The sequence below is a fragment of the Pseudomonas sp. CCI4.2 genome, from assembly GCF_034350045.1.
Classification (GTDB): Bacteria; Pseudomonadota; Gammaproteobacteria; order Pseudomonadales; family Pseudomonadaceae; genus Aquipseudomonas.
Genome location: NZ_CP133781.1, coordinates 3,985,210 through 4,010,281, shown reverse-complemented (window position 1 = coordinate 4,010,281; position 25,072 = coordinate 3,985,210). Strand labels below are relative to the sequence as shown.

Below are 25,072 nucleotides of genomic sequence, written 5' to 3'. Positions count from 1 at the left end.
GGGATAACTCATGAATTTCTCTCAATTCTTTATATCGCGACCGATCTTCGCAGCGGTGCTGTCGCTGATGATCCTGATCGCTGGTGCCATTTCGCTGTTCCAACTACCGATCAGTGAATACCCGGAAGTGGTGCCGCCGACCGTGGTGGTGCGTGCAAACTTCCCTGGCGCCAACCCTAAAGTGATCGGCGAAACCGTTGCTGCGCCGTTGGAGCAGGCCATTACCGGTGTCGAGAACATGCTCTACATGTCCTCGCAATCTACGGCCGATGGCAAGATCACCCTGACCATCACCTTTGCGCTGGGCACTGACCTGGACAACGCCCAGGTGCAAGTCCAGAACCGTGTGACCCGCACCGAGCCGAAACTTCCAGAAGAAGTGACGCGCATCGGTATTACCGTGGACAAGGCATCTCCCGACTTGACGATGGTGGTCCACTTGACCTCCCCGGACAAACGCTACGACATGCTCTACCTGTCCAACTACGCCATCCTCAATATCAAGGATGAGCTGGCGCGACTGGGTGGCGTCGGCGACGTGCAACTGTTCGGCATGGGCGATTACTCGCTGCGAGTGTGGCTTGATCCAAACAAGACAGCCTCGCGCAACCTGACCGCTACCGACGTGGTCAACGCAATTCGCGAACAGAACCGTCAAGTTGCCGCCGGTTCACTGGGCTCACCGCCGGCACCGAATGCCACCAGCTTTCAGATGTCGGTGAACACTCAAGGTCGTCTGGTCACGGAGGAAGAGTTTGAGAACATCATTATCCGCGCTGGCGCCAATGGTGAAATCACGCGCCTCAAAGACATCGCTCGAATCGAACTCGGCTCCAGTCAATACGCGTTGCGCTCGCTGCTGAATAACCAACCCGCTGTAGCCATTCCGATCTTCCAGCGTCCTGGCTCCAACGCCATCGAAATCTCCAACGAAGTTCGGGCCAAAATGGCCGAACTGAAACAGAGTTTCCCTGAAGGCATGGACTTCTCCATCGTCTATGACCCAACCATCTTCGTGCGTGGCTCCATCGAAGCAGTGGTTCACACCTTGTTCGAAGCGCTGATTCTGGTGGTATTGGTTGTCATTCTGTTCCTGCAAACTTGGCGTGCCTCGATCATTCCACTGGTCGCTGTACCGGTGTCGTTGATCGGTACCTTTGCGGTCATGCACCTGTTTGGCTTCTCGCTCAACGCGCTGTCACTGTTCGGGTTGGTGTTGGCCATCGGCATCGTGGTGGATGACGCGATTGTGGTGGTGGAGAACGTCGAACGAAATATCGAGCTGGGACTCAGTCCGATCGAAGCCACCAAAAAAGCCATGAGTGAAGTGACCGGCCCGATCATCGCCACCGCGTTGGTGCTGTGCGCGGTGTTTATCCCAGCCGCCTTCATCTCGGGCTTGACCGGTCAGTTTTATAAGCAGTTCGCCCTGACCATTGCCATTTCCACGGTGATTTCAGCCTTCAACTCCCTGACCTTGTCCCCTGCCCTGTCGGCCGTATTGCTCAGAGCGCATGACGCACCGAAAGACGGCTTCTCGCGCTTCCTCGATAAACTGTTGGGCAGTTGGTTGTTCCGCCCCTTCAACCGCTTCTTCGACAAAGCTAGCCATGGTTATGTCGGCACCGTAGGCCGCGTTATCCGCAGCAGCGGCATTGCATTGTTCCTGTATGCCGGCCTGATCGTGCTGACGTGGTTCGGTTTTGCCAACACCCCCACCGGTTTCGTGCCGACTCAAGACAAGCAGTACCTGGTGGCCTTCGCGCAATTACCGGATGCTTCCAGCCTTGATCGTACCGAAGACGTGATCAAACGCATGTCCGATATCGCTCTCAAGCAGCCGGGCGTGGACAGTGCGGTGGCCTTCCCTGGCTTGTCGATCAACGGTTTCACCAACAGCCCGAACGCCGGCATCGTGTTCGTCACACTCAAGCCTTTTGACGAACGTAAGGACCCCAGTGAATCAGCCGGTGCGATTGCCGGTGCGTTGAACGGCAAGTTCGGTTCGATTCAAGAAGCGTACATGGCGATCTTCCCGCCCCCACCGGTCCAAGGCCTCGGTACCATCGGCGGCTTCCGGGTGCAGATCGAAGACCGTGGCAACCTGGGTTACGACGCGCTGTACAAAGAAACCCAAAACATCATCACCAAGAGCCGCACTACGCCAGGACTGGCCGCACTGTTTACCAGCTACACGGTTAACGTGCCCCAAGTCGATGCTGCCATCGACCGTGAAAAAGCCAAGACTCATGGCGTGGCCATCAGTGATATTTTCGACACGCTGCAGATCTACCTGGGTTCGCTGTACGCCAACGACTTCAACCGTTTTGGTCGCACGTATCAGGTCAACGTTCAGGCCGAGCAACAGTTCCGCCAGGAAGGTGAGCAGATCGGTCAGTTGAAAGTACGTAACAACCTTGGCGAAATGATCCCGTTGGCGACTTTTATCAAGGTCAGTAATACCTCAGGGCCTGATCGCGTTCAGCATTACAACGGCTTCATCACCGCAGAAATCAACGGCGCCGCGGCACCGGGCTATAGCTCAGGCCAAGCCCAGGAAGCGATTGAGAAACTGCTCAAAGATGAACTGCCAAACGGCATGACCTATGAATGGACCGACCTGACCTATCAGCAGATTTTATCGGGTAACACGGCGCTGTTGGTCTTCCCACTCTGCGTACTGCTGGCGTTCCTGGTGTTGGCTGCCTTGTACGAAAGCTGGAGCCTGCCACTGGCGGTGATCCTGATCGTACCAATGACCCTGCTGTCGGCTATCGCCGGGGTGATCATTGCGGGCAGCGACAACAATATCTTCACCCAGATTGGCTTGATCGTACTGGTGGGCTTGGCGTGTAAGAACGCGATCCTTATCGTCGAGTTTGCCAAAGACGAGCAAGAGAAAGGCAAGACGCCGCTGGAAGCTGTTCTGGAAGCCTGCCGCCTGCGTTTGCGCCCAATCCTGATGACCTCCTTCGCCTTCATCATGGGTGTTGTGCCACTGGTTCTTTCCAGCGGTGCCGGTGCTGAAATGCGTCATGCCATGGGTGTAGCGGTGTTCTCCGGAATGCTTGGGGTGACCTTCTTTGGTCTGCTGCTGACACCGGTGTTCTACGTGCTGATTCGTAACTATGTAGGTCGCAAAGCAGCCCGTAAAGCAGCCCGTAAACAGGCTCACGAAGCTGACAAGGCCCTGAAGCTGGAGTCGCAACAATGAGCGTCACAACGGTAAAGTTTTTCCTCCCGAGCCTGTTGGTTCTGGCGCTGGCGGCCTGCGCCGTCGGCCCGGATTACAAGGCTCCAGTGACCCCAGCGGCTGCGGTGTTGTCTGCCGCCCAAGGCAATTACGACCGCACTCACACTGAGTCAGTCTGGTGGGCGCAGTTCGATGATCCGGTCCTGAATCAACTGGTTGCTCAGTCGATGACCGGCAACCGGGATTTGCGCGTGTCGTTTGCTCGTTTGCAAGCTTCCCGGGCGATCCGTGATCAGGTGGCGTACACCCAGATGCCGATCATCACCAGCGGCGTCAGCAGCCAGATAGGCAAGGCGCAAGTGCCGGGTCAGACCAATCAGCGCGTTAACATCGAGAGTTACACCGCGGGCCTGGACATGGCCTGGGAAATCGACCTGTTTGGTCACATCCAGCGCCAGATCGAGTCGGCCAATGCCGATCAGCAAGCCAGCGAAGCCGATCTGTTCCAGTTGCAGATCAGCATCACCGCCGAACTGGTGGATGCCTACGGCCAGCTGCGCGGCGCGCAACTGCGTGAGCGAATTGCCCGGGACAACCTGAAAAACCAGCAGGAATCGCGCACTGTCACCGTCAGCATGCGTGACGCCGGGGTCGGCAACGAACTCGACGTGGTGCGCGCCGATGCCCGTCTGGCGGCGGTTGAAGCCACTGTGCCGCAGTTGCAAGCTGAACAAGTGCGGGAAAAAAACCGCATCGCGACCTTGATGGGTGAGCGTCCGGAATCGATGAAAGTCGACCTGAGCCCAGCGCAGTTGCCAGCGATTGCCAAGGCCTTGCCGATTGGCGATCCCACCGAACTGCTGCGTCACCGTCCTGATGTGCGTGCCGCTGAGCGCCAATTGGCCTCGGCCACCGCGCAAATCGGGGTGAACACGGCGGACCTGTTCCCACGGGTCAGCCTCACCGGTTTTCTCGGTTACACCGCCGCCCGTGGTTCGCAGATCGGTTCTTCGGCTGCTGCTGCCTGGTCGCTTGGCCCAAGCATCACTTGGCCGGCGCTGGATTTACGCAGCGTGCGAGCGCGGATTCGCGGGGCCAATGCCGATGCTGACGGTGCGCTGGCCAACTACGAGCAGCACGTGTTGTTGGCGTTGGAGGAGTCGGAAAACGCCTTCAGCGATTACAACAAGCGTCAGGAACGTTTGATCTCGTTGATCCGTCAAAGTGAATCGAGCCGTAAAGCGGCAGATTTGGCCTCGATTCAGTACCGTGAAGGCACCGCTGACTTCCTGGTGTTGCTGGATGCCGAACGTGAACGCCTGGCAGCCGAAGATTCTCAGGCCCTGGGTGAGATCGACACCTACCGTGGGATTGTTGCCATTTACAAGGCATTGGGTGGCGGTTGGCAACCTCAGTCTTAATGCTTCGCTAGCCCCACTAAAGGCGCCTCCTGTTTCTGGGAGGCGTTTTTTTTGAGCCCGGAAAAGCTCGTCTGGCAACCGCACCCTGCGATCGTCGTTTGACAGCTGACAACCACTCGCTGAAGCTGCAAGCCGTTATGAATTGGAAATTGGTATGCCCAAACCGCCTTTAAACGGTTCACCCGCCGAGCCGAAAACCCGTCGTCGATGGCCCATTGGTTTCTCCATCGCATGTCTGGCCATCGCTGTAGGGGGTGGTCTGCTTTGGTTGCGCAGTGGCCCCTCTGCTCCGCCCGCTATTGTCCACACCATCAGTTACGGCCGCGCTCTGGCACAGGCTCAAGACGGCAAACCCGGTGCCGCCCGCGTGCTTTATCAGCAATTCGCCCGCACCGACTTGTCCGGCCCCCGACGTGCAGGCCTATTGGTTGAACTGTCAAATTTCCCAGGTCCGCAGGCGCTCAAGCTGGCCGGCGAAGCGCTGCACAGCGATGAAGTCCTCGTTCGACAAGCGGCGATTGATGCGATCGTCAAACTCGTATCTGGAAGTCAGCGCAGCGTGTTGCTGGGCCCTTTGCTCGATGAAAAAGAGCCGGATACCCGATTCAGCGCGGCGAAAGCATTGCTGGGACTCACGCCAGATGAAGTCGGGTTGTATTTCACCCCGTTGGAGCAAGTCGTCGAGGAATATAAAACGGCGCTGCAAGCCAAGGTCCCCGCGACCAGTCAAAGTCAACTGCAACTGGCCAGGCTTTATTTGCACACCAATGATCCAGCACGGGCCGCAACAGCCCTGGAGCAGGCCCTCGCCCTTGAGCCGGGCAATCTGGAGGCCGCACTGGCGCAGATCGACCTTCTCGACAAGCAAGGGCAAGCTGAAAAAGCCAGGCACCTGCTGGGACAGCTGCTTGAGCACAATCCCTCGTCTTCGATGCTGCAGCACGCCTTTGGTATGTGGTTGCTCAATCACGGGCAAAGCGAATACGCGCTGCTGGGCCTGACAAAAGCCGTGGAGTTGGACCCGGAAAACAATGATTTCCGCTATGACCTGGCGGTCGCGCTGCACGGTCTGGAGCAATTGGAGCCTGCGCAGAAGCAGCTTGAAGACATTTTGCAGCGTCAACCCGCCAACCGACGCAGCCGAGTGCTCCTGATACATTACTGGCAAGAAAGCGGTCAGTTGCAAAAGGTCCAAGTGTTGCTCGCAGAACTTGAGCAACAAAATCCAGACGACCCGGCCTTGCAGCAAGGCCTCTAAGGCTCTAAATCAGGCGCCCGTAGCGGGCGCTAATGGTTTCCACAGACCCCGCTAATCTCGGAAATAACTTACAAGCAGCTTCTCCCGATATGACAAAAAACACGACTGCCGGTTAAGTGTAAATTTCCCTTTACTCTAATGAATTGCATAAGACTATTTTCTAACTCGAAAAAAAAGTGCATGATTTGTCCGTCGCTGGTTAACAACTACCCCTTTCACCAAACGTGATTGACAGCAAACCGTTAGTTTCTTCCCCCGACGGAAAACGCTCAGGGGGTTGGGTAGAGAACTGAGGGATCGCATCGGCCAGACGTTTTTTTCTTATCGCTTTGTCAGGCTAAAATCAGCCAACTACACTGTCGGAGTAAACCTATTTGTCCAGACTTGCCGAGTTTCGCGCAGCAGAAAAAGCCCTTCAAGAACAGCTTGCACAGCTGGAGACTTTGAAGAATGACGCCGGACTAAAGAAGGAGATTGAATTCGAACAAAAGCTTCAAGGTTTGATGAGCACCTACGGCAAGAGCCTGCGCGACATCGTCGCCATCCTCGACCCCAAGAGCTCGCTACCACAGGCCGCCCCATCAGGAATCAAGCGTCGCAGGGCCCGTGTCGTCAAGGTTTATCAGAATCCGCACACCGGCGAAATGATCGAAACCAAAGGCGGCAATCACCGCGGCCTGAAGTCCTGGAAAGAGCAGTACGGTGTTGACGCTGTAGATTCATGGCTTCGCGCCTGATCAAACTGTCACACTTAAAAAGCCCTGCTTGGCAGGGCTTTTTAATGGCTGTCAATATTACGTTCGCGCTAATATGTAACTCGTTCAGCGTTCAGACAGGAAAGTATCACTAGATGGGCAAAAAAATAGTTCTGACGTTTCAGCAGTACATTTTCGTACAGCCGACTCAGACTATGTCCTACGTGTTGTATTGGACCTTTCATCATGTTTCGACTGTCAGGGATGTAACACAAGGCGCTTGCAGTAAACGTCCGGCTTAATACACGACGCCAGATAATCTAGTGGCGTTTCAATGTTGAATGGTCACATTCTGAATAATTCATCTGAAGGCTGGTAGAGTGCCTTTCACTGTTTTTGAGTACACCCGCAACCCGCGTCTGAACTCCATTAGTCGGGAACGGAAATCCTTCACATATTTTTCACATCGATTCTTACACGATGAAGGCTGCTAAAGGATTAGCGCCCCAATGCCCGCTTCGGCGGGCTTCTTTTTTCCTGTTATTTGGCGCCATCCCTTTAACACTTGCTATGCCACTAACAGCGGAGTGCTATTGCTCAACTACTAACTGAAGGCTGTCGCGAATATGCTGCACCTCATCCTTCGTAGCGGCATAGCCGTCAGCAGAACCTGCGTATGACAACGACCACGCCGTGTCCTTGGTTGCCGCCGCCACCAGCGTCTGAGTCATCACGTGACCGCCGTTCTGAGTAATGCTGCAGGTCGTCTCCAGCGTAGGCAATGCACTCAGGGTGCCCTCGTGGACTTTGCTACAAACGCTTTGGAAGCCATCGCGGGCAAAGTTGATCTGAATCGCCTTGCGCATCTCCAACAACACGCTCTGCACATTTACCTCGTGCCCTGGCTGAAGCCGCGTTTGGGTGAGTTCCATGACCATGACCGGATTTCCATTCTGATCATTCTTCACCGCACGCTGTCTCATCTGGACTGATGGCTGCCCTTCAGTTGCGGTTGTAGCAGGCAATGGCTCAACTTCCCAGCCCGCAGGCCAGGTCACCATCGCATAGGCGGCGTGAGCGCTGCTAACGGCTAGCAGCAGGCCCAGGCTTATCAACGACGATTTGCATTGCGGGTAGATCATGATGGGTATCACCGGAACTGTTGAGCAGGAAAGTTTGGGCCTGTCCCCCTCGTGGAACAAGGCTTAGCACTGTTTTTATCGAAACCTCCTCACCGTTCGGGTTTGGCACTGATTGCTCTGACCCGTATCCTTTAGCAGTTGCACGACTATTTGAACCGGAGATTTCCATGAGCTTGCACGAATTGAACACCTTTGCCGGCGTCACTGCCGTACCGGAAACCGCAACACAAGGTTTTGTGTTCAACCACACCATGCTGCGGGTCAAGGACATCACCGCCTCGCTGGATTTTTATACTCGCGTGCTGGGCTTCAGCCTGGTTGAAAAGCGTGACTTTCCGGAAGCCGAATTCAGCCTGTACTTTCTTGCGCTGGTCGACAAAGCGCTGATCCCTGCTGACAGCAGTGCGCGTAACCAGTGGATGAAGTCCATCCCCGGGATTCTAGAGCTAACGCATAACCACGGCACCGAGAATGATCCGGCCATCGCGTATCACAACGGCAACGCTGACCCGCGCGGTTTTGGGCACATTTGCATCTCTGTACCCGATGTCCACGTGGCCTGCGAACGTTTCGAAACCCTGGGTGTGCCGTTTCAGAAACGCCTGGCGGATGGTCGCATGAACAGCCTGGCGTTCATCAAAGACCCGGATGGGTACTGGGTTGAGATCATTCAGCCGACACCGCTGTGATTTGACCCTCCCCATAACGCATCTTTTGTAGGAGCCAACTGGTTAGCGAAGCTGGTTCGGACTTATCGCAGCCTTCGGCAACTCCCGCGAAAATCTATCCAGCGCCAAAATCTGTGGGACCGAATTTATTCGGGAAGGTAGCGGCGCGGTGTTCCAGACATACCGAGGCGCCTGCTTCCCGAATGAATTCGGTCCCTCAGAAATCACAAAGACCGACTAGGTGCACTCTTCACTGCTTGCGAAAGAACAACGTCACTTGTCCCAACTCGACACCCAGCTTGCTCATGTAGGAACGATTGGCCAAGGTTTTGTCATCGAGCATGTACATCCAGTCGTCAAAACGAACTTCGTAGGTCTTGCCGTCCACCGGCAGGTTCAGCACGTAGTTCCAATGGAAGGTATTGCCTGAAACCTCGCCGAATGCCTCGCCGACCACGTCACTCGCCGTGCCACGCCAGTGTCCTGGACCATCTGGACGCAAGGTCCAGACCCGGGTCTGTTTTGTGCCGTCGCTGTAATTGAAAGTCTCATGCATGATGAGCGCATCGCCTTCACTGTGGCTATCGATCACTACATGAAAGCGTTTGGTTACCTCGCCCGAGCGTTTTTGAAAAATACCTGACGCCAACACCTGCCCCGAGAAGTAATCGCGCAGGTCGAGTTTCGGGGTTTCTTGACTGTATTGCGTCACCTGGACACCGCTACAACCCGCCAGACCCAAGGTCAGCGCCAACGCTATTGTTTTCAACATATGACTTCCTCATGAGGGGACGCACCGTTTAACGCTTATGGTTTCGGGTGCAGACAGATATCGACCTTTTTTTTCGCAGAACGATGCCCAAATGGTTACGACAGGCCAAAAAAAAGCCGAAACCCTTATCAAATTCCGACTTTTTCTATCGCTATGCTGCGACGCCCGAGGCTTTACTCTGGCGCTGACGTGCGAATCAAGTGATCAAATGCGCTTAGCGATGCCTTGGCACCCTCGCCCAAGGCAATAATGATCTGTTTAAACGGTACGGTGGTGACGTCGCCAGCGGCGAAGACGCCGGGAATCGAGGTCTCGCCACGGGAATCCACAATGATCTCGCCGCGCGGTGACAACTCAATGGTGCCTTTGAGCCAGTCGGTGTTAGGCAGCAAGCCGATCTGAACAAAGATGCCTTCCAGGTCGATGGCAATCTCTTCGTCGTTCAAACGGTTTTTGTAGCGCAGACCGTTAACTTTCTGGCCATCGCCCAGCGCTTCTGTGGTGAGTGCATTGGTGATGACGGTGACGTTCGGCAGGCTCAACAACTTGCGCTGCAATACCGCATCGGCGCGCAGTTGCACGTCGAATTCCAGCAGGGTGACGTGCTTGACGATACCGGCCAGGTCGATTGCTGCTTCGACGCCGGAGTTTCCGCCGCCGATGACCGCAACACGTTTGCCCTTGAACAGCGGACCGTCGCAGTGCGGGCAATACGCTACGCCCTTGTTCCGGTATTGCTGCTCGCCCGGCACGTTCATTTCGCGCCATCTTGCACCTGTCGCAATAATCACCGTACGGGCTTTGAGGGAGGCCCCGCTGGCGAATTTCACTTCGTGCAGCTCGCCCGCCTTGCCTGGGATCAACTGATCTGCGCGCTGCAGATTCATGATGTCGACTTCGTACTGCTTGACGTGTTCTTCCAGCGCAACGGCCAGTTTCGGACCTTCAGTGTGCTGAACTGAGATAAAGTTTTCGATGGCCATGGTGTCGAGCACCTGACCGCCAAAACGCTCCGCCGCGACGCCGGTGCGAATACCCTTACGTGCCGCGTAGATCGCAGCGGCTGAACCCGCTGGGCCGCCGCCGACGACCAGTACATCGAAGGCGTCTTTGGCGTTGAGCTTTTCTGCCTGACGATCACCAGCACTGGTGTCGATTTTGGCCAGAATTTCTTCCAGGCCCATGCGACCCTGGCCGAACAGCTCGCCGTTGAGGTAGACGCTAGGCACCGACATGATCTGACGGTCAGTCACTTCAGCCTGGAACAACGCACCGTCAATAGCGATGTGTTTGATGTTCGGGTTGAGCACGGCCATCAGGTTTACCGCCTGAACAACATCCGGGCAGTTCTGACACGACTGGGAGAAGTATGTTTCGAAGGTGAAATCGCCCTTCAGCGATTTCGCCTGTTCAATGGCGTCCGCGCTGGCCTTGGAGGGGTAGCCGCCGACTTGCAGCAGCGCCAATACCAGCGAGGTGAATTCGTGACCCATAGGGATGCCGGCGAAACGCAGGCTGATGTTTTGCCCTGGGCTGTCCAGCGAGAACGATGGAGTACGCACATCGGAGCCGTTGTCTTTAAGCGTAATAAAAGTCGAAAGGCTGGCGACTTCTTTAAGCAGCTCCAGCATTTCTTGAGATTTCGCGCCGTCATCAAGGGACGCAACGATCTCGATTGGGCGGGTAACCCGTTCCAGGTACGATTTCAACTGGGCGTTAAGATTGGCGTCCAACATGGCGCGATTTCCTTTTTTTGATTCGGTAGAAAAAACAACGCCCGAGCGATAGTCGCCCGGGCGTTTTTTGGGGGCGATGCGGTTTACTTAGTGCTTAAAAGCAGAGCCCATGGCCCCCAGCCGATGCATGTCGACTTAGATCTTGCCAACCAGGTCCAACGACGGGGCCAGAGTGGCTTCGCCTTCTTTCCATTTAGCTGGGCAAACTTCGCCTGGGTGAGCAGCGACGTATTGAGCGGCTTTAACTTTGCGCAGCAGCTCAGAAGCGTCACGGCCGACGCCGCCATCGTTCAGTTCAACGATTTTGATCTGACCTTCTGGGTTGATCACGAAGGTGCCACGGTCAGCCAGTCCTGCTTCTTCGATCAACACGTCGAAGTTGCGGGAGATCACGTGAGTCGGGTCGCCGATCAGTGGAAAGGTGACTTTGCCGATCACGTCGGAAGTATCGTGCCAGGCTTTGTGAGCGAAGTGGGTGTCGGTGGACACACCGTAGATCTCAACGCCCAGTTTCCTGAACGCAGCATAGTTGTCAGCCAGGTCGCCCAATTCGGTAGGGCAAACGAAGGTGAAGTCAGCCGGGTAGAAGAAAACGACAGACCATTTGCCTTTCAGGTTGGCTTCCGAGACTTCAACGAATTCGTTGTTGACGAACGCCGTGGCTTTAAATGGTTTGACGTGGCTGTTGATGATAGGCATCGGTGAATCTCCTGATGGTTGGGAAAAGCTAATGAAGTGGATCTTACGCATAATCAGCGATATAGGCTCATTGGCAAACCTCATGCTGCTGATTACCTTTCACTATAAGAGATCTCTATTAATAGAAGAAATCTGTGACAGCTGTGTGAGGTCATTCAGCGTCTTAAACGGCGTGGCTTCGATGTAGCGCAAGGCCGATTTCATGTCCTTCCAGCCGACGTAGGTCATCAGCGATTTCAAGTCCCAACCGCTCTGATGGGCCCACGTGGCAAAGCCTCGGCGCAATGAATGACTGGTGTACTGCTCGGAAGGAAGGCCCGCACGCTCCAGCGCCTGGCGTAGCAGCGGAATAATGCTGTTGGCGTGCAAGCCCTCCTCCCCCAGATTGCCCCAGCGATCAATGGCCCTGAACACAGGCCCACGCACCAGCGCCGCACAGTTGACCCATTCGATATAGGCCTGCACCGGGCACAAGCGCTGCAGCGCTGGCGTTTGGTAGGTTCTGCCGAGGTTGTCGCGATCACTTTTGCTGCGCGGCAGATACAGGCTGATGCCCGAGCCGGCAATCGCTTGAACGTGCTCGATGTCTAGCCGGCACAACTCATCGCTGCGAAACCCCCGCCAAAAGCCCAACAAAATCAGGGCAGTGTTGCGACGGCAACGCAACAACGCCGGTTGATCGTGATCGACAAGCGCTTGCGCACCCTCTCGATCAAGCATTGCGATCACCTGCTCCAGATGCTGCAACTCCAAAGGCTCGGCCTGCTTCTCCTGCGCGGGGTGCAGGGCCCGAATGCCCTTGAACACCTTGCGCACCACTGGCGCCTTGGTCGGATCAGCAAATCCCTGGCTGTTGTGCCATTGCGCCAAGGCCGACAAACGCAACTTCAAGGTGTTAATCGACAACACGCCAGCGAACGCGACCAAGTAACGGGCGACGCAGTCGCTGGTCGCGGGCAGGAAGCCGCCCCATGTCACTTCAAAATGCTCAATGGCCGCCCGATAGCTGCGCTGCGTGTTGTCACGAGTAGCAGCGATCAGGTAGCGGTCCAAGTCATACATGCCAAGCGCGCCCGTTGTGTACTGAAAACCACCTTATAAAATTGGTTTCCGTAAATGACACGGGATAATACCAGTATATCCCGTGTGTATTTTCGTTAATTTTAGAACGTAATTGCCAAACTTATAGTATGTAATTACAGTGTACATACCACAGTACGAAATCGTAGGAGCAATGCATGGCACGCGGCGGAGTCAATAAGGCAGTGGTTCAAACGGCACGCATGGCGTTGCTCGCTCGCGGCGAAAATCCGAGCATTGACGCGGTGCGTATCGAGATGGGCAACACCGGATCGAAAACCACCATTCACCGCTACTTGAAGGAACTCGATGAGCAGGAGTCCAAAAGCTCCGCCCCCGCCCCCCAGGTCAGTGATGAACTGACTGAGTTGGTGAGTCGTCTTGCTCAGCGACTAAAGGAACAGGCCCAAGAGCGCATTCATCTGGCCCAGGCGGTGTTTGACGACCAGATGCAAACATTGTCAGAGGAATTGGCAAGGACTCAGTTGCATGTCAGCACCCAAGAGCGACAACTGAATACGCTGACCGCTGAGCTGAACGCAAAAAGCCTCGCCTTGGACAGTACGAGCGCCGCGTTGCAAGCCGAACAGACGTCTAACGCTCGCCTGACTCAGTCGCAGCTAGATCAAGACATTCGCCTGCAGGACAAGGATGGACAAATTCGCTCGCTGGAAGAAAAGCACCTGCATGCCCGCGACGCACTTGAGCACTATCGCAATTCAGTCAAGGAGCAACGCGAACAGGAGCAGCGTCGTCACGAAGGCCAACGGCAGCAGGTACAGATGGAAATACGCCAGGCGCAACAGGCCGCGATGGTACGGCAGGAGGAGATCACTCAGCTAAACCGAGACAATGAACGTTTATTAAGCGAAACACGCAGTACGTTGCGCGAGCTGAGTGCGCAACAGGAACAGCTGAAAAAAGCGACTCACGAGACGACCAGACTTGGCGAACAGTACCAGCTCACCCACACCCAGTGCGCGTTGCTGCAAGAGCGCTTGAGCGCGGCCCTGGATGAAAGCAGCGCACTCAAGCAAACCGTGAATGAACATGCGCAGGCCAATCAGACATTGCACCTAGAGCTGATCAAATCCCAACTGGCCCTTGAGTCCGCAGCGCTGCTTGCCACGCAGAAAGAGCCCGAACTAACCACACCCCTGTAGGAGAGTCCGCCACGTCTTCGACGCCGCGCTGTCGCGCAGCAAACTGTGTGGCACTTTGGGTAGTTTGAGGTTGCAGGGTGTCAGGACTGAAGCCTTCCCGAATAAATTCGGTCCCACGGATTTTGGCGCTGCACAGACTTCTGTAGGAGCTGCCGAAGGCTGCGATCAGGTCCAAAGGACCCTCGCCAACACGTTGGCTCCTACAGAAAATCCGACCGATTTTATTCGGGAAGCCTTTCATCGGGCACACACCGCGTGTCGCCGATCATCGACCGTACTTTCAGCGCCAACTCATCGACACTGAAGGGCTTGGTCAGTATGTCCATACCAGGATCGAGCAGCTCAGCCCGCACTTCAGCGTTTCGCGCGTAACCGGTCATGAACAACACGGGCAAGTCCGGACGGAATTGCCGAGCCATTTCCGCCAGCTGGCGACCGTTAAGCCCCGGCAACCCTACGTCACTGATCAGCAGATCGATACGCTCCGCACTTTGCAGTACCGGCAGCGCAGTCTTGCTGTCACCGGCTTCAAGCGTCGAATAACCGAGTTCGCGCAGCACGTCGATTACCAGAAGGCGCACCGCGACCTCGTCTTCGACCACCAGCACTTGCTCGCCCCTCACTGCCCGGGGAGCGCTGAGACTCTCTGGCTCCGCGATATGGCGCGCCCCTTGCTCGAGATGGCAAGGAAGATACAGCTGAATCCGGGTGCCTTCTTGGACCACGCTTTCGATCTGTACGTGGCCGCCGGTTTGTTTGACGAATCCATAGACCATCGACAGCCCCAGACCCGTACCCTGCCCAATCGGCTTGGTAGTGAAGAACGGATCAAATGCTCGCCGGATGACCTCAGGCGACATGCCAAAACCACTGTCTTCGACGCTGAGCAGAACATACTCGCCCGGAGCCATGGCTTCCCGCTGAATATCAACATGAACCACCGTGGAACTGACCGTCAGACGACCACCCTCAGGCATGGCGTCGCGGGCATTGATTACCAGATTCAACAACGCACTTTCCAGCTGATGCTCATCGGTATTGGCTTGCCACAACCGGGGTTGAAGGTCGATGCACAGTTCGATGCTCTCGCCGAGGGTGCGTCGCAGCAATTCCTCCATCGACATCACCATCTGGTTAACGTCCACGGCTTGAGGGTTAAGCGACTGACGCCGGGCAAACGCCAGCAGTCGATGGGTCAAGGACGCCGCGCGATTGGCCGAGGTCATTGCGGCGTTGATATAGCGATCCACCTCCGCCACGCGTCCTGCTGCGACGCGCCGTTGAATCAAATCCAGCGCACCCAACACACCGGTGAGCATGTTATTGAAGTCATGGGCAATGCCGCCGGTGAGTTGACCGATGGCGTCCATTTTTTGCGCATGCCGCAACGCCTCTTCGGCACTTTCGCGCTCGGACATCTCAACTTGCAGCAACTCGTTGATCGTGACCATCTCGCGAGTCCGCTCAGCCACTCGCCGCTCGAGGCTGTCATTGAGCTCACGCAAGGCTTCTTCGGCGTTAACCTGAGCGGTGATGTCGGTGTGGGTTCCCAGCCAATGCGTGACATGACCCAAACCGTCTCGAATGGGCAGCGCCCGAGACAGAAACCAGCTGTAGTTACCATCCCTGCCTCGCATGGGAAACGTATCTTCCCACACCGACCCGGTCGCGAAGCAATGCTTGACCCGCGCAGTGACTCGGTCAAAGTGCGCAGGGTCGTGAACCGAGCGCCAGCCCAACGCCAACATCGCTTCCAGCGAAGTGCCGGTATAGTCATACCAACGCTTGTTGTACCAATAGATTTTGCCGGACGGCTCGGCGGTCCAGGCCAACTGACTCATGTTGTCGGCCAAGGTGCGAAATTGCAGCTCGCTATCGCGCAGTGCCCGCTCGGCACGTGAACGCTCCATGGCAACCCAGCTGCGTTCGGCAACATCACGAACAAAACTGACTTCTTCGTCGCTCCAAATGCGCGGCTGCACACCGTGCAACATCAATAATGTGGTGATAACACCCTGTTCGAGCAGCGGGATGTTGATCAGCGTTCGCATGCCACGCGCCTGGCATTCACCGTCGCCTTGGGCGGTACGCGCATCCAGCTGAGTGTCGTTGATGACCACGCCCTCGCCACGGCGCATCGCGTCAAATAACGCGCCGAAACTATTGAGGCTGTAAACACCAACAAGGCTTGGAACTGCCCCCAGCACCCAATCACGTTTAATGACAATGCTGTCTTGTTCAAGGTCAACAGTGGCAAACGCGACGCGCTCAATCCCCAGTGTCATGCCCAAAATTCTGGCCGCGGCCTGTCGGATCTCCGTACAACCGGTTTTTTCGCGTAATTGATCACCCAGGATCAACAACGCCGCCTGAAAGCGCTCGGCACATGCACGCTCAACGATCTGGCTTTCCAATACCGCATTGATTCGGCGGAGATTTTCTTCACCGTTGCGTTCGAGCGTAATGTCTCGCGCGGTCCCAATCAAACGCACAGTACCGTCGCGCTCTTGCATCCGCCGCCCACGGATCGTCAGCCAGCTCGGCAAGCCATCGACACGCGGATGAACTCGAAAATCGAGGCTGATTTCGCCGGTAGAGCGAGCGCTCAGTGCTTGCGCGACAGCCTGCACCAAGGCGCTTCGATCCTCGACGTGGACGGCGACCAGAAAATCTTCGACCGTTGGATCGAGCTGCTCAGGCGACAGCTCGGCAATCATTCGCGCTTGGCTATCAAAGTGCAGTTGATTGCGGCTGATGGTGTACTCCCAGACACCCACGGCAGCGATGGAGTTCGCCAACTTGACCCGCTGCTCGGCTTCCAACAGGGCGTTGCGCGCTTTGGCTCGCTCATCCGCCGCCTGGGTGCGCTCCACCACTTCACGTACGAGAGCAATGTCTTCGGGCGACCACTGTCGCGGCTGCTCCGAGCTTATATAAAGCAGTGCATTGAAACCCAAGTCATCGCCCAAGGGCGCAATCAATATGCTGCGAACGTTGTAATCGGCGTAACGCTGTGCGGCAGCGGCCGTACGCGGGTCACTGCACACATCCTCAACGGCGATCAACTCGCCTTGAGTCAAGCGCTCGAACAAACCTTCGCCATATTCGTCAATTTGATGAAAGCCACGACTGCTGCGCGCCGAGCTTTTTAGCCATTCGCTCTCAATGGTCAATAAGCCCTGCGCGTCGAAGCGACCATGACCTATACGCTGGATTTCCAGAGTCGAGCCCAAGCTCTCGCCCAGATTGAACACCACATCTTCAGCGCGCACCGCGTCGTGCAAGCGATCGCTGAGCTGCAGCAAAAACGCCTGGCGCGCTTGTTGCTGCCGGTGGCGAACCTCGCTTTCACGTTGAGTGACCAGTGCACGGCGCAGCTCCAACTGACTGACCACCTGACTCGCCAATGTCGCCAGGGCGGCTATCTGCCGTTCGGACAGATGCCGGGGGCGCACATCGAGCACACACAACGCGCCCAACGGTCCATAGGGCGAAACCAATAAGGCGCTGGCATAAAATCGTAACCGGGCACCCCCAGCAACCTGCGGATGCTTGGCAAACCGGGGATCGGCCGACAGATCTTCAATGATCATGCCGTCCGCCTGCTGAATGGCATGGGCACACAACGAATACTCGAGGGGTTGATCGCCCTCTGCCAGACCGAATTGTGCCAAGGACCATTGCCGATCAACGTCGATCAGGTTGATCTGCGCCATGGGCGCATCGCACAGATACGCCGCAAGGCTGGCAAGCTCTTCAAATGTTCGCTCTGGGGGCGTGTCAAGTATGTCCAGCCGCGCAAGGGCGGTAAGCCGATCCTGCTCACACCAAGGCAGTGACGTCCAAACGTTTTGGTTGTTCAAGAAATGGGCCCGCGTCCTATAAATTTCTTATTTATGCCTCGACCCACTTCCCTGTGATCGAGTGATGCTCGGTTGGCCGCTGAATCAGCTGCCAACCGGTGTGCGCAGCGTGACAAACTCTTCGGCTGCGGTCGGATGCACGCCAATCGTGTCGTCAAAAATCTGCTTGGTTGCGCCCGCCTTCAACGCAATCGCTAGGCCTTGGATGATTTCACCTGCCTCTGGCCCGACCATATGACAACCGAGCACCCGATCTGTATCAGCATCGACCACCAACTTCATCAGCGTGCGCTCTTGATCCTGGGTAAGCGACAACTTCATGGGGCGGAAGCGGCTTTCGAATACCACCACCGTGTGACCAGCTTTCTTAGCGTCTTCTTCGGTCAAACCCACCGTGCCAATGTTCGGCAAGCTGAAAACCGCCGTTGGGATATGACGATAGTCCACCGGCCGATACTGCTCTGGCTTGAACAGCCGGCGCGCCAACGCCGTGCCTTCAGCCAGCGCTACCGGAGTCAACTGCACACCGCCAATGATGTCGCCCAGTGCCAGAATAGACGGTTCGCTGGTTTGATAAAGCTCATCGACTTCGATGAAGCCAGCCTTGTTCAGTTTTACCTGAACGTTTTCGAGACCGAGGTTGTCCAGCATAGGTCGACGGCCCGTCGCGTAGAACACGCAATCGGTGGTCAGCAGCCGACCGTCTTTAAGGACCACATGCAAGCTGCCATCGTCATTTTTGTCGATACGTTCGATGTCTGAGTTGAATTGCAGATCAATGCCGCGCTTCACCAATTCCTGTTTCAGATGAACCCGAACCGCATCATCAAAACCACGCAGGAACAGCTCGCCGCGATACAGCTGGGTCACGTCGGCCCCTAAACCATTGAAAATCGACGCAAACTCAACCGCAATATAACCGCCACCGACGACCATAATACGTTTAGGGAGCTTATTGAGGAAAAATGCATCCTGGGACGTAATCGCCAGATCACTGCCCGGAAATTCCGGAACCTGCGGCCAGCCGCCAGTCGCAATCAAAATGTGTTCTGCGCTGTAAGTCTGGCCATTGACTTGGACCCGATGCGGATCTACCAGCTTGGCGTGGCCTTCATGCAGGGTCACCCCGCTGTTGGTCAACAAGCTGCGATAGATCTCGTTAAGACGGTGAATCTCACGATCTTTGTTGCTGATCAGGGTCGCCCAATCGAACTCAGCCTCACCGGCTGACCAACCGTAGCTTTTGGCTTGCTCGAAGTCTTCGGAGAAATGCGCCCCGTACACCAGGAATTTTTTCGGCACGCAGCCGACATTAACGCACGTGCCGCCCAGATAGCGGCTCTCGGCAATCGCCACTCGGCCGCCATAACCCGCAGCAAAACGTGCCGCCCGTACACCGCCGGAACCGGCACCAATCACAAAAAGGTCAAAGTCGTAGGCCATTGCTGTCTCCTTAGCAGGTGCACAGCATAACCGCTTCGGCGAGCGGGGTCAGTGCTGACAGCCAGAAACGACAAAGCCACCCAACGGTGGCTTTGTCCTACAACCAAACGGGCAATGACTCAGTAAGCTTTGCCGGTTTTGTAGAAGTTTTCGAAACAGAAGTTGGTCGCGTCTATGTAGCCTTCGGCGCCGCCACAGTCGAAACGCTGGCCTTTGAATTTGTAGGCGAGGACGTTGCCCTCTTCCGCCATTTTCATCAGTGCATCGGTGATCTGAATTTCGCCGCCTTTACCGGGCGGGGTGTCTTCAATCATTTTGAAGATGTCCGGCGTCAAAATATAACGACCGATGATCGCCAGGTTGGACGGTGCGTCTTCAGGCTTGGGTTTTTCAACCATGTGGCTGACACGGTAAAGGCCCGGGTGGATTTCTTCGCCAGCGATGACACCGTACTTCTGAGTTTCGTCCGCCGGTACTTCCTGGATGGCGACGATGCAGCAACGGTATTTGTTGTACAGCTTGACCATCTGGGTCAGAACGCCGTCACCGTCGAGGTTTACGCATAGGTCATCCGCCAGTACCACGGCGAAGGGTTCGTCACCGATCAAAGGACGGCCGCTGAGAATCGCGTGACCCAAGCCTTTCATTTCAGTTTGGCGAGTGTAGGAAAAGCTGCACTCGTCCAGGATTCGACGAATACCCACCAAGTATTTTTCTTTGTCGGTGCCTTTGATTTGATGCTCAAGCTCGTAACTGATATCGAAGTGGTCTTCTAATGCACGTTTGCCACGACCCGTCACGATGGAGATTTCTTTCAAGCCAGCATCAAGTGCTTCTTCCACGCCATACTGAATCAGCGGTTTGTTGACCACTGGCAGCATTTCCTTGGGCATGGCTTTTGTTGCAGGCAAAAAGCGCGTGCCGTATCCGGCTGCTGGGAACAAGCATTTCTTGATCACATTCTGGCTCATATAATTCCCTAATAAAAAAGGCGGTGGCTATTGCGGCGCAGTCTAATCAGGCACAGAGCACCTTACAATGCCCTTACTGGCCATCCTATGCCTTGATAGAGAGATTTACGCCACGATAGTTCCGTCGCGTGGAGATTGCCCTCGTCTGAGAGCAGCAGTAATAACGCCTATTTAGCCTCACAAAGCCTAGCTGAACGCACCTGACTGTGCGGGAATAATGTGCAGCTTACGAGCAGGCGCTCTATCATGTGCCGCTTGAACCATTCAGCGAGAGAGACCGATGTCGGAAGTGAAAAATGTTAACGGTTACTTGATCAACAAACTTCAAGATGGCCAGTGGTGGGTATCGGATGCCAGCGGCGAAGCGATCGCCGGCCCGTTCGCCTCGGAAAGCGCAGCCATTGAGGTGGCCGCTGTCCTGCAAGACCAACCCAAGGCTCATTCTCGTCGGCGCTCCGGGCCTAAAACCTGAAAAACAACACAGCGACGAACGCACAACGATTACGTCATCGCAGGGTCGAACCGTTCAGCCATGACGTCTGGTAACTCACTCCCATCCGCCCTTATTACGAAGCACGAAAATCATGAACAAACTTTTGCTGGTTGTCGCGGTATTGGGAATCGCCGGTTGCGCTACAGCCTCTAACACCTACCTGAACAACGGCCAGCAAGGCGTTAGCATTGATTGCTCAGGCGAGGCGATGTCATGGGACAGCTGCTACCAAAAAGCAGACGCCTCTTGCCCCAACAAGGGCTACAACATTGTTGCAACCAACGGCACCCCACAACCCAAGGAAAGCGACAAGACCCTCGGGGTTGATGTCGGCAACTTCAAAAGCCGCAGCCTAGTGGTGATGTGCAAATAACTAAAAGAATGGCAGAACACTGAGTGTTGCGTGTTGCGGGTGAAGTTTGCGAACCGCCCGCTTAGACGCAACCACTGCTAAAGATGGATTTCGGCAAACTTGATTCCCAACCCTCGGACTATCACCACCAGATCATCCAGCTGAGTGAAAGATTCGACCTCATCGCCGTCATCCACCAGAAAAAAACTTCTGCCCTCGCTCTTCTTGAAAAAAACAATCCACTCGCCGACTACTGCCGGATTTTGAATAATGTGCGTCGCCGAAATTTGGCCTTCGGCATGCCGTTGCTTTACCACTTCGCGTTTCATTGCTGCTCCATCAATTAGGTTGTGCGGCACATTTATCAACCCGAGATGCAGGCAGTCGCGGCGTTTTGCACATCTTTGGGCCGTATTGGCACATTGGACAGATGCTCATACAGCTTGATTGAGCTGCCGTTGTTGCTACGGCTCTCAATCAATACTACCGCAGCAGGGTCGGAATTGAAGTTCTGCGAAATGATCATGCGCAAACCGTCATGATGCGGCTCAACCAGTGGCGGTTTGCGGCTACCGGCAAGTTTGTGGACCAAGCAGTCAGCATAACTCTGAGGGCTTTTGCCGGAAATTACGCTCAGGGTCGGAGGGGTACGCTCAATCTCGGCAACCGTCGCGCAGCCAGTCATCGCAAGTGTCAAAACCACCACAGCTATTTTCATACAATCGCTCCACTAAAAGACCTACGACACGCTTGTGACCGAATAGATCCCTGTTTAGGCACTTTTATCGGGTATAAACGCAATAAAACCACTCGCGGCGGATAAATGCCGTCGCGCCCATGCTATCGTTTTGATTTTGCAGAAAAAGCCTTTTTGGAGACACCATGAAATTTGTACATCAGCGCGAACACCTCAACGAAGACGACCTCGTCGTCATCGAGTGTTCCCAGCTCTGTAACATTCGCTTGATGAATGACGCCAATTTTCGCAGCTTCAAAAACGGTGGTCGTCATACCTATCATGGCGGCGCATTCGACCGGTTCCCGGCAAAAATAGCAGCGCCAAGCACCGGCTTCTGGAACATCACCATCGATACGTCTGGCCGTAAAGCCGACACCGGTGGTGGCTGCAAACCCGCATTCACTCACACCATCAAAATCGTTCGTCGCTCGGCTACACGGCTGAGCTGACACGTATAAATAGCGCCTGAAGAAAGGAGCCGCTTGTGAGCACCCCCACTGCCACCACCAAATATGCGATTAGCTACAAACTCAACGGTGAACGTCGATTCGAGTTCGCCCAGTTACACGCAGAGTCATCAGAAGAAGCGACCGCGACCCTTGAAAAGATGCACAGCGGCAGCGGCGATAAAGTGACTGACGTAAAAGTCAGCAAAGCACTCTAACCCCTGCATCCCGGGATTCGACCACAGGTTTCGGGCTTTTACCAGACCACCGTGGGCGCCGAGGCAGCCACTGACATCAGTCGTGGCCAGGCAGCGGACGTAACACCGTTCGTGGAGAGATTGAAATGCTCAAGCGCAGCGGCTCTGAACCCGGCACATTGGATTTATTTGCCGACGACGTTACTCAAGCGCCGCGCACCGAGCAAATCGGCCCACAATCATTTGTCTTGAGGGGCTTCGCACTGCCGCTGATTGAACGCGTGCTACCCGCCCTGCAACACGTCCTCGAACAATCCCCTTTCAGGCACATGATGACCCCCGGCGGGTTCACCATGTCGGTTGCCTTGAGCAACTGCGGCACCCTTGGCTGGGTCACTGATCGCAACGGTTATCGCTATACCCGAATCGATCCAGAGACCGGCAAGCCATGGCCTGTTTTACCGGACGTATTCATGCAGCTGGCCCAGTCTGCAGCAACAGAATGTGGTTTTGCCGGTTTCACCCCCGACGCCTGCCTGATCAATCGCTATGTTCCCGGTGCGAAGATGTCCCTGCACCAGGACAAAAACGAACGTGGTTACCAATGGCCCGTTGTTTCGGTGTCATTAGGCATCGCCGCGAGCTTCTTGTTTGGTGGACTCGACCGTAGCGACAAAACCCAGCGCGTGTCGCTTTTCCATGGCGATGTCGTGGTGTGGGGTGGTGAAGACCGACTTCGCTATCACGGTGTGCTGCCGCTCAAACAGGCCGACCACCCCTTGCTGGGTGAACAACGCATCAACTTCACCTTTCGCAAAGCTGAATAACCCTCCGCAACGGGCTTAGCCCACGGTTGCATCGCTGTGACCACTGGCCCTGGATACCGCCGGGCATGCCGAGCGATGCAGATTGAGCGCTGTATTAATGATCCCGATATGACTGAATGCCTGGGGGAAATTACCCAGCATCCGTTTTTCCCTCGGGTCATATTGCTCAGCGAGCAGACCCACATCGTTGCACAGCCCACATAACCGCTCGAACAATGCCTCTGCATCGTCATAACGCCCCAACAGGACGTAAACGTCGGCCAGCCAGAACGAACACACGAGGAATGTCCCTTCATGACCCGAAACACCATCCACGGTACGGTCGGCGTCATAGCGCAACAGTAAACCGTCCTCCACCAGCGCCTTTTCGATAGCGGCCACGGTACCCACGACCCTTGGATCGGCAGCCGGCAAGAAGCCGGTCAGGGCAATCTGCAACAAGCTTGCGTCCAAGGACGTTGAGCCATACGTCTGTACAAAACTGCCGAGCTGGGTATCAAAGCCGTTGAGGCAAACATCAGCATGAATCTCGTTGGCGATGGTCCGGTAATGGAACGCCAAGGCAAGGTCTTCATCGTTTTCCGCGGACTGCTCAGCGAGGTGCGCATTTCGGTCGAAGGCCACCCAAGCCATGACTTTGGAATGGGTAAAATGCTGCGGCTCGGAGCGAATTTCCCAAATGCCTTTGTCCGGAAGGTGCCAGACCTTTTCCAGAAACGGCATGATCACCTTGATGATCGCTGCACTGCGAGGGGGCCTTGGCAGCCCACCTTTGGCGGCTTGGACCATGGCGTCGGCCACTTCTCCGAAGACATCCAATTGCACCTGTGTGGCCGCCGCATTGCCGATACGCACCGGGGCCGAGTTTTCGTAGCCGGTCAGCCAGGGCAGTTCATATTCGGGCAATCTTCGTTCGCCACCCAGCCCGTACATAATCTGAATCTGTTCCGGGTTGCCCGCCACTGCGCGCAACAGCCAGGCTCGCCATGCCTCTGCCTCCTCGTAGTACCCAAGGTTCATGAGCGCCAACAAGGTCATGGTTGCATCGCGCAGCCAGCAAAAACGGTAATCCCAGTTACGTTCGCCGCCCAGCTGTTCCGGCAACGACGTCGTGACGGCCGCGACAATCCCGCCAGTAGGTTCATACGTCAGTGCTTTAAGGGTAATCAGCGAGCGTTTGACCTGCGCCGACCACTGCCCTACTTCTGGACAGCGGCTGGAAAACTTTAGCCAGAAATGCTCGGTGTTCTTCAGCGCCGCTTCGCCGTCGATGCCGGCATGCACGGGGTGATTCGACGTCTGATGGCTGAGCACAAACACCTTGCGCTGGCCGGTCTCGACCGAAAAGTGACTGCCGGTGTGATGGTCGAAAGCATGGAGCTCAACCGGTGTATGCAGAATCAGCATTTCTGGACCGGCAATTGCCGTCAGCGTGTACTCGTCTTTCATTTCGACCCACGGCACGCTGCTGCCGTAGTCGAAGCGTATGGCCAGGTCCATGCCAAATTCGACGCGGCCCTCAAGACCCACCACGATGCGCACCACGCTACTGCCCACCTCAGTGGGCATGAATTCAATCAGCATGGCGCGCCCGGCGTTGGTCTCAAACACAGTTTCGAGGATCAGCGTACCTTCGCGATAGCGTCTTTCGGAGCGAGTGACCACATCCGACGGCGCGATTTTCCAGCGACCGTTGCTGCTTTCGCCCAGCAGCGCAGCAAAGCATGCGGGGGAATCAAACCGAGGGAAACATAACCAATCCAGTGAACCGTCCTTGGCGACCAGCGCGGCAGTCTTGCAGTTGCCGAGCAATGCGTAGTCTTCAATTAGTGCGGCCATTGGTAAGTATCCGAAAATGTCAGTGAATGAGTTTTCGAACAGGCCCCGCTCCCGGAGGCCTGCAGGGTGGTGCAT

Annotated in this window: 22 protein-coding genes; 11 read left to right on the top strand and 11 right to left on the bottom strand. The window is 55.7% G+C overall.

What is annotated here, in order from left to right:
* Positions 1-10 precede the first annotated feature (10 nt).
* From RHM65_RS18255 to RHM65_RS18240, 4 genes are all read left to right on the top strand, one after another.
* Positions 11-3,214 (top strand): efflux RND transporter permease subunit, encoded by a 3,204-nt coding sequence (locus tag RHM65_RS18255; RefSeq protein WP_322164513.1) that lies wholly within the window; start codon positions 11-13, stop codon positions 3,212-3,214.
* The gene (locus RHM65_RS18250; protein WP_322164514.1) at positions 3,211-4,614 is read left to right on the top strand and encodes a TolC family protein; all 1,404 of its coding nucleotides are present in this window, start codon (positions 3,211-3,213) and stop codon (positions 4,612-4,614) included. Before RHM65_RS18255 ends, RHM65_RS18250 begins: the two co-directional genes overlap by 4 nt.
* A 154-nt stretch (positions 4,615-4,768) precedes the next feature.
* The gene (locus RHM65_RS18245; protein WP_322164515.1) at positions 4,769-5,872 is read left to right on the top strand and encodes a tetratricopeptide repeat protein; all 1,104 of its coding nucleotides are present in this window, start codon (positions 4,769-4,771) and stop codon (positions 5,870-5,872) included.
* Positions 5,873-6,246: 374 nt separating this feature from the next.
* Positions 6,247-6,609, top strand: a complete 363-nt coding sequence (locus RHM65_RS18240; protein WP_322164516.1) for a histone-like nucleoid-structuring protein, MvaT/MvaU family — start codon at positions 6,247-6,249, stop codon at positions 6,607-6,609.
* Positions 6,610-7,157: 548 nt separating this feature from the next.
* On the opposite strand, the gene RHM65_RS18235 is transcribed toward RHM65_RS18240, so the two are convergent.
* Entirely contained in the window at positions 7,158-7,709 is a 552-nt protein-coding gene (locus RHM65_RS18235; RefSeq protein WP_322164517.1) for a DUF4946 domain-containing protein, read from the bottom strand.
* 167 nt (positions 7,710-7,876) lie between these two features.
* On the opposite strand from RHM65_RS18235, the gene gloA reads away from it, so the two are divergent.
* Positions 7,877-8,398 carry a lactoylglutathione lyase gene (gloA, locus tag RHM65_RS18230; RefSeq protein ID WP_322164518.1) on the top strand — a complete coding sequence of 174 codons (522 nt, stop codon included), beginning with the start codon at positions 7,877-7,879 and terminating at the stop codon, positions 8,396-8,398.
* A gap of 229 nt (positions 8,399-8,627) precedes the next feature.
* Here the strand turns inward: gloA and RHM65_RS18225 are convergent, their stop codons facing one another.
* The 4 genes from RHM65_RS18225 to RHM65_RS18210 form a co-directional block, all read right to left on the bottom strand.
* On the bottom strand, positions 8,628-9,149 hold the full coding sequence (locus RHM65_RS18225; protein WP_322164519.1) for a DUF3833 domain-containing protein: 522 nt from the start codon (positions 9,147-9,149) through the stop codon (positions 8,628-8,630).
* A gap of 173 nt (positions 9,150-9,322) precedes the next feature.
* Positions 9,323-10,885 carry an alkyl hydroperoxide reductase subunit F gene (ahpF, locus tag RHM65_RS18220; protein ID WP_322164520.1) on the bottom strand — a complete coding sequence of 521 codons (1,563 nt, stop codon included), beginning with the start codon at positions 10,883-10,885 and terminating at the stop codon, positions 9,323-9,325.
* A 135-nt stretch (positions 10,886-11,020) separates the two neighbouring features.
* Positions 11,021-11,584 carry an alkyl hydroperoxide reductase subunit C gene (ahpC, locus tag RHM65_RS18215; protein WP_322164521.1) on the bottom strand — a complete coding sequence of 188 codons (564 nt, stop codon included), beginning with the start codon at positions 11,582-11,584 and terminating at the stop codon, positions 11,021-11,023.
* 102 nt (positions 11,585-11,686) lie between these two features.
* Complete coding sequence (locus tag RHM65_RS18210) at positions 11,687-12,646, bottom strand: site-specific integrase (RefSeq protein WP_322164522.1); 960 nt, start codon at positions 12,644-12,646, stop codon at positions 11,687-11,689.
* A 176-nt stretch (positions 12,647-12,822) separates the two neighbouring features.
* Between RHM65_RS18210 and RHM65_RS18205 the strand changes: the two genes are divergently transcribed.
* Positions 12,823-13,827, top strand: coding sequence for a DNA-binding protein (locus RHM65_RS18205; protein ID WP_322164523.1), 1,005 nt, complete (start codon positions 12,823-12,825; stop codon positions 13,825-13,827).
* A gap of 221 nt (positions 13,828-14,048) precedes the next feature.
* On the opposite strand, the gene RHM65_RS18200 is transcribed toward RHM65_RS18205, so the two are convergent.
* From RHM65_RS18200 to galU, 3 genes are all read right to left on the bottom strand, one after another.
* Positions 14,049-17,690: a GAF domain-containing protein gene (locus RHM65_RS18200; RefSeq protein WP_322164524.1), complete on the bottom strand. Its 3,642-nt coding sequence runs from the start codon at positions 17,688-17,690 to the stop codon at positions 14,049-14,051.
* 84 nt (positions 17,691-17,774) lie between these two features.
* Positions 17,775-19,133 carry a glutathione-disulfide reductase gene (gene gorA / locus RHM65_RS18195; protein WP_322164525.1) on the bottom strand — a complete coding sequence of 453 codons (1,359 nt, stop codon included), beginning with the start codon at positions 19,131-19,133 and terminating at the stop codon, positions 17,775-17,777.
* A gap of 119 nt (positions 19,134-19,252) precedes the next feature.
* Positions 19,253-20,092 (bottom strand): UTP--glucose-1-phosphate uridylyltransferase GalU, encoded by an 840-nt coding sequence (gene galU / locus RHM65_RS18190; RefSeq protein WP_322170957.1) that lies wholly within the window; start codon positions 20,090-20,092, stop codon positions 19,253-19,255.
* Between the two features lie 292 nt (positions 20,093-20,384).
* On the opposite strand from galU, the gene RHM65_RS18185 reads away from it, so the two are divergent.
* Positions 20,385-20,576, top strand: coding sequence for a hypothetical protein (locus RHM65_RS18185; protein WP_322164526.1), 192 nt, complete (start codon positions 20,385-20,387; stop codon positions 20,574-20,576).
* Between the two features lie 112 nt (positions 20,577-20,688).
* Positions 20,689-20,970 carry a hypothetical protein gene (locus RHM65_RS18180; RefSeq protein ID WP_322164527.1) on the top strand — a complete coding sequence of 94 codons (282 nt, stop codon included), beginning with the start codon at positions 20,689-20,691 and terminating at the stop codon, positions 20,968-20,970.
* A 77-nt stretch (positions 20,971-21,047) separates the two neighbouring features.
* Here RHM65_RS18180 and RHM65_RS18175 read toward each other — a convergent pair whose 3' ends face one another.
* The gene (locus RHM65_RS18175) at positions 21,048-21,278 is read right to left on the bottom strand and encodes a hypothetical protein (protein WP_322164528.1); all 231 of its coding nucleotides are present in this window, start codon (positions 21,276-21,278) and stop codon (positions 21,048-21,050) included.
* 35 nt (positions 21,279-21,313) lie between these two features.
* On the bottom strand, positions 21,314-21,667 hold the full coding sequence (locus RHM65_RS18170; RefSeq protein ID WP_322164529.1) for a hypothetical protein: 354 nt from the start codon (positions 21,665-21,667) through the stop codon (positions 21,314-21,316).
* Positions 21,668-21,831: 164 nt separating this feature from the next.
* Here RHM65_RS18170 and RHM65_RS18165 point away from each other — a divergent pair, with 164 nt between their 5' ends.
* The 3 genes from RHM65_RS18165 (at position 21,832) to alkB (ending at position 23,158) form a co-directional block, all read left to right on the top strand.
* The gene (locus tag RHM65_RS18165) at positions 21,832-22,137 is read left to right on the top strand and encodes a DUF1883 domain-containing protein (RefSeq protein WP_322164530.1); all 306 of its coding nucleotides are present in this window, start codon (positions 21,832-21,834) and stop codon (positions 22,135-22,137) included.
* Positions 22,138-22,172: 35 nt separating this feature from the next.
* Entirely contained in the window at positions 22,173-22,352 is a 180-nt protein-coding gene (locus tag RHM65_RS18160; protein WP_322164531.1) for a hypothetical protein, read from the top strand.
* 125 nt (positions 22,353-22,477) lie between these two features.
* Positions 22,478-23,158 carry a DNA oxidative demethylase AlkB gene (gene alkB, locus RHM65_RS18155; RefSeq protein WP_322164532.1) on the top strand — a complete coding sequence of 227 codons (681 nt, stop codon included), beginning with the start codon at positions 22,478-22,480 and terminating at the stop codon, positions 23,156-23,158.
* A 15-nt stretch (positions 23,159-23,173) separates the two neighbouring features.
* On the opposite strand, the gene RHM65_RS18150 is transcribed toward alkB, so the two are convergent.
* Positions 23,174-24,997 carry a glycoside hydrolase family 15 protein gene (locus RHM65_RS18150; RefSeq protein WP_322164533.1) on the bottom strand — a complete coding sequence of 608 codons (1,824 nt, stop codon included), beginning with the start codon at positions 24,995-24,997 and terminating at the stop codon, positions 23,174-23,176.
* Positions 24,998-25,072: the final 75 nt, after the last annotated feature.

Excerpts from the sequence above, each read along its gene's own strand:
- alkB (WP_322164532.1), top strand. The coding sequence starts at position 22,478 with ATGCTCAAGCGCAGCGGCTCTGAACCCGGCACATTGGATTTATTTGCC.
- RHM65_RS18245 (WP_322164515.1), top strand. The coding sequence starts at position 4,769 with ATGCCCAAACCGCCTTTAAACGGTTCACCCGCCGAGCCGAAAACCCGT.
- RHM65_RS18170 (WP_322164529.1), bottom strand. The coding sequence starts at position 21,667 with ATGAAAATAGCTGTGGTGGTTTTGACACTTGCGATGACTGGCTGCGCG.
- gorA (WP_322164525.1), bottom strand. The coding sequence starts at position 19,133 with ATGGCCTACGACTTTGACCTTTTTGTGATTGGTGCCGGTTCCGGCGGT.
- RHM65_RS18225 (WP_322164519.1), bottom strand. The coding sequence starts at position 9,149 with ATGTTGAAAACAATAGCGTTGGCGCTGACCTTGGGTCTGGCGGGTTGT.
- gloA (WP_322164518.1), top strand. The coding sequence starts at position 7,877 with ATGAGCTTGCACGAATTGAACACCTTTGCCGGCGTCACTGCCGTACCG.
- ahpC (WP_322164521.1), bottom strand. The coding sequence starts at position 11,584 with ATGCCTATCATCAACAGCCACGTCAAACCATTTAAAGCCACGGCGTTC.
- RHM65_RS18150 (WP_322164533.1), bottom strand. The coding sequence starts at position 24,997 with ATGGCCGCACTAATTGAAGACTACGCATTGCTCGGCAACTGCAAGACT.
- RHM65_RS18250 (WP_322164514.1), top strand. The coding sequence starts at position 3,211 with ATGAGCGTCACAACGGTAAAGTTTTTCCTCCCGAGCCTGTTGGTTCTG.
- ahpF (WP_322164520.1), bottom strand. The coding sequence starts at position 10,885 with ATGTTGGACGCCAATCTTAACGCCCAGTTGAAATCGTACCTGGAACGG.
- RHM65_RS18180 (WP_322164527.1), top strand. The coding sequence starts at position 20,689 with ATGAACAAACTTTTGCTGGTTGTCGCGGTATTGGGAATCGCCGGTTGC.
- RHM65_RS18165 (WP_322164530.1), top strand. The coding sequence starts at position 21,832 with ATGAAATTTGTACATCAGCGCGAACACCTCAACGAAGACGACCTCGTC.
- RHM65_RS18235 (WP_322164517.1), bottom strand. The coding sequence starts at position 7,709 with ATGATCTACCCGCAATGCAAATCGTCGTTGATAAGCCTGGGCCTGCTG.
- RHM65_RS18175 (WP_322164528.1), bottom strand. The coding sequence starts at position 21,278 with ATGAAACGCGAAGTGGTAAAGCAACGGCATGCCGAAGGCCAAATTTCG.
- RHM65_RS18205 (WP_322164523.1), top strand. The coding sequence starts at position 12,823 with ATGGCACGCGGCGGAGTCAATAAGGCAGTGGTTCAAACGGCACGCATG.
- RHM65_RS18185 (WP_322164526.1), top strand. The coding sequence starts at position 20,385 with ATGTCGGAAGTGAAAAATGTTAACGGTTACTTGATCAACAAACTTCAA.
- RHM65_RS18210 (WP_322164522.1), bottom strand. The coding sequence starts at position 12,646 with ATGTATGACTTGGACCGCTACCTGATCGCTGCTACTCGTGACAACACG.
- RHM65_RS18255 (WP_322164513.1), top strand. The coding sequence starts at position 11 with ATGAATTTCTCTCAATTCTTTATATCGCGACCGATCTTCGCAGCGGTG.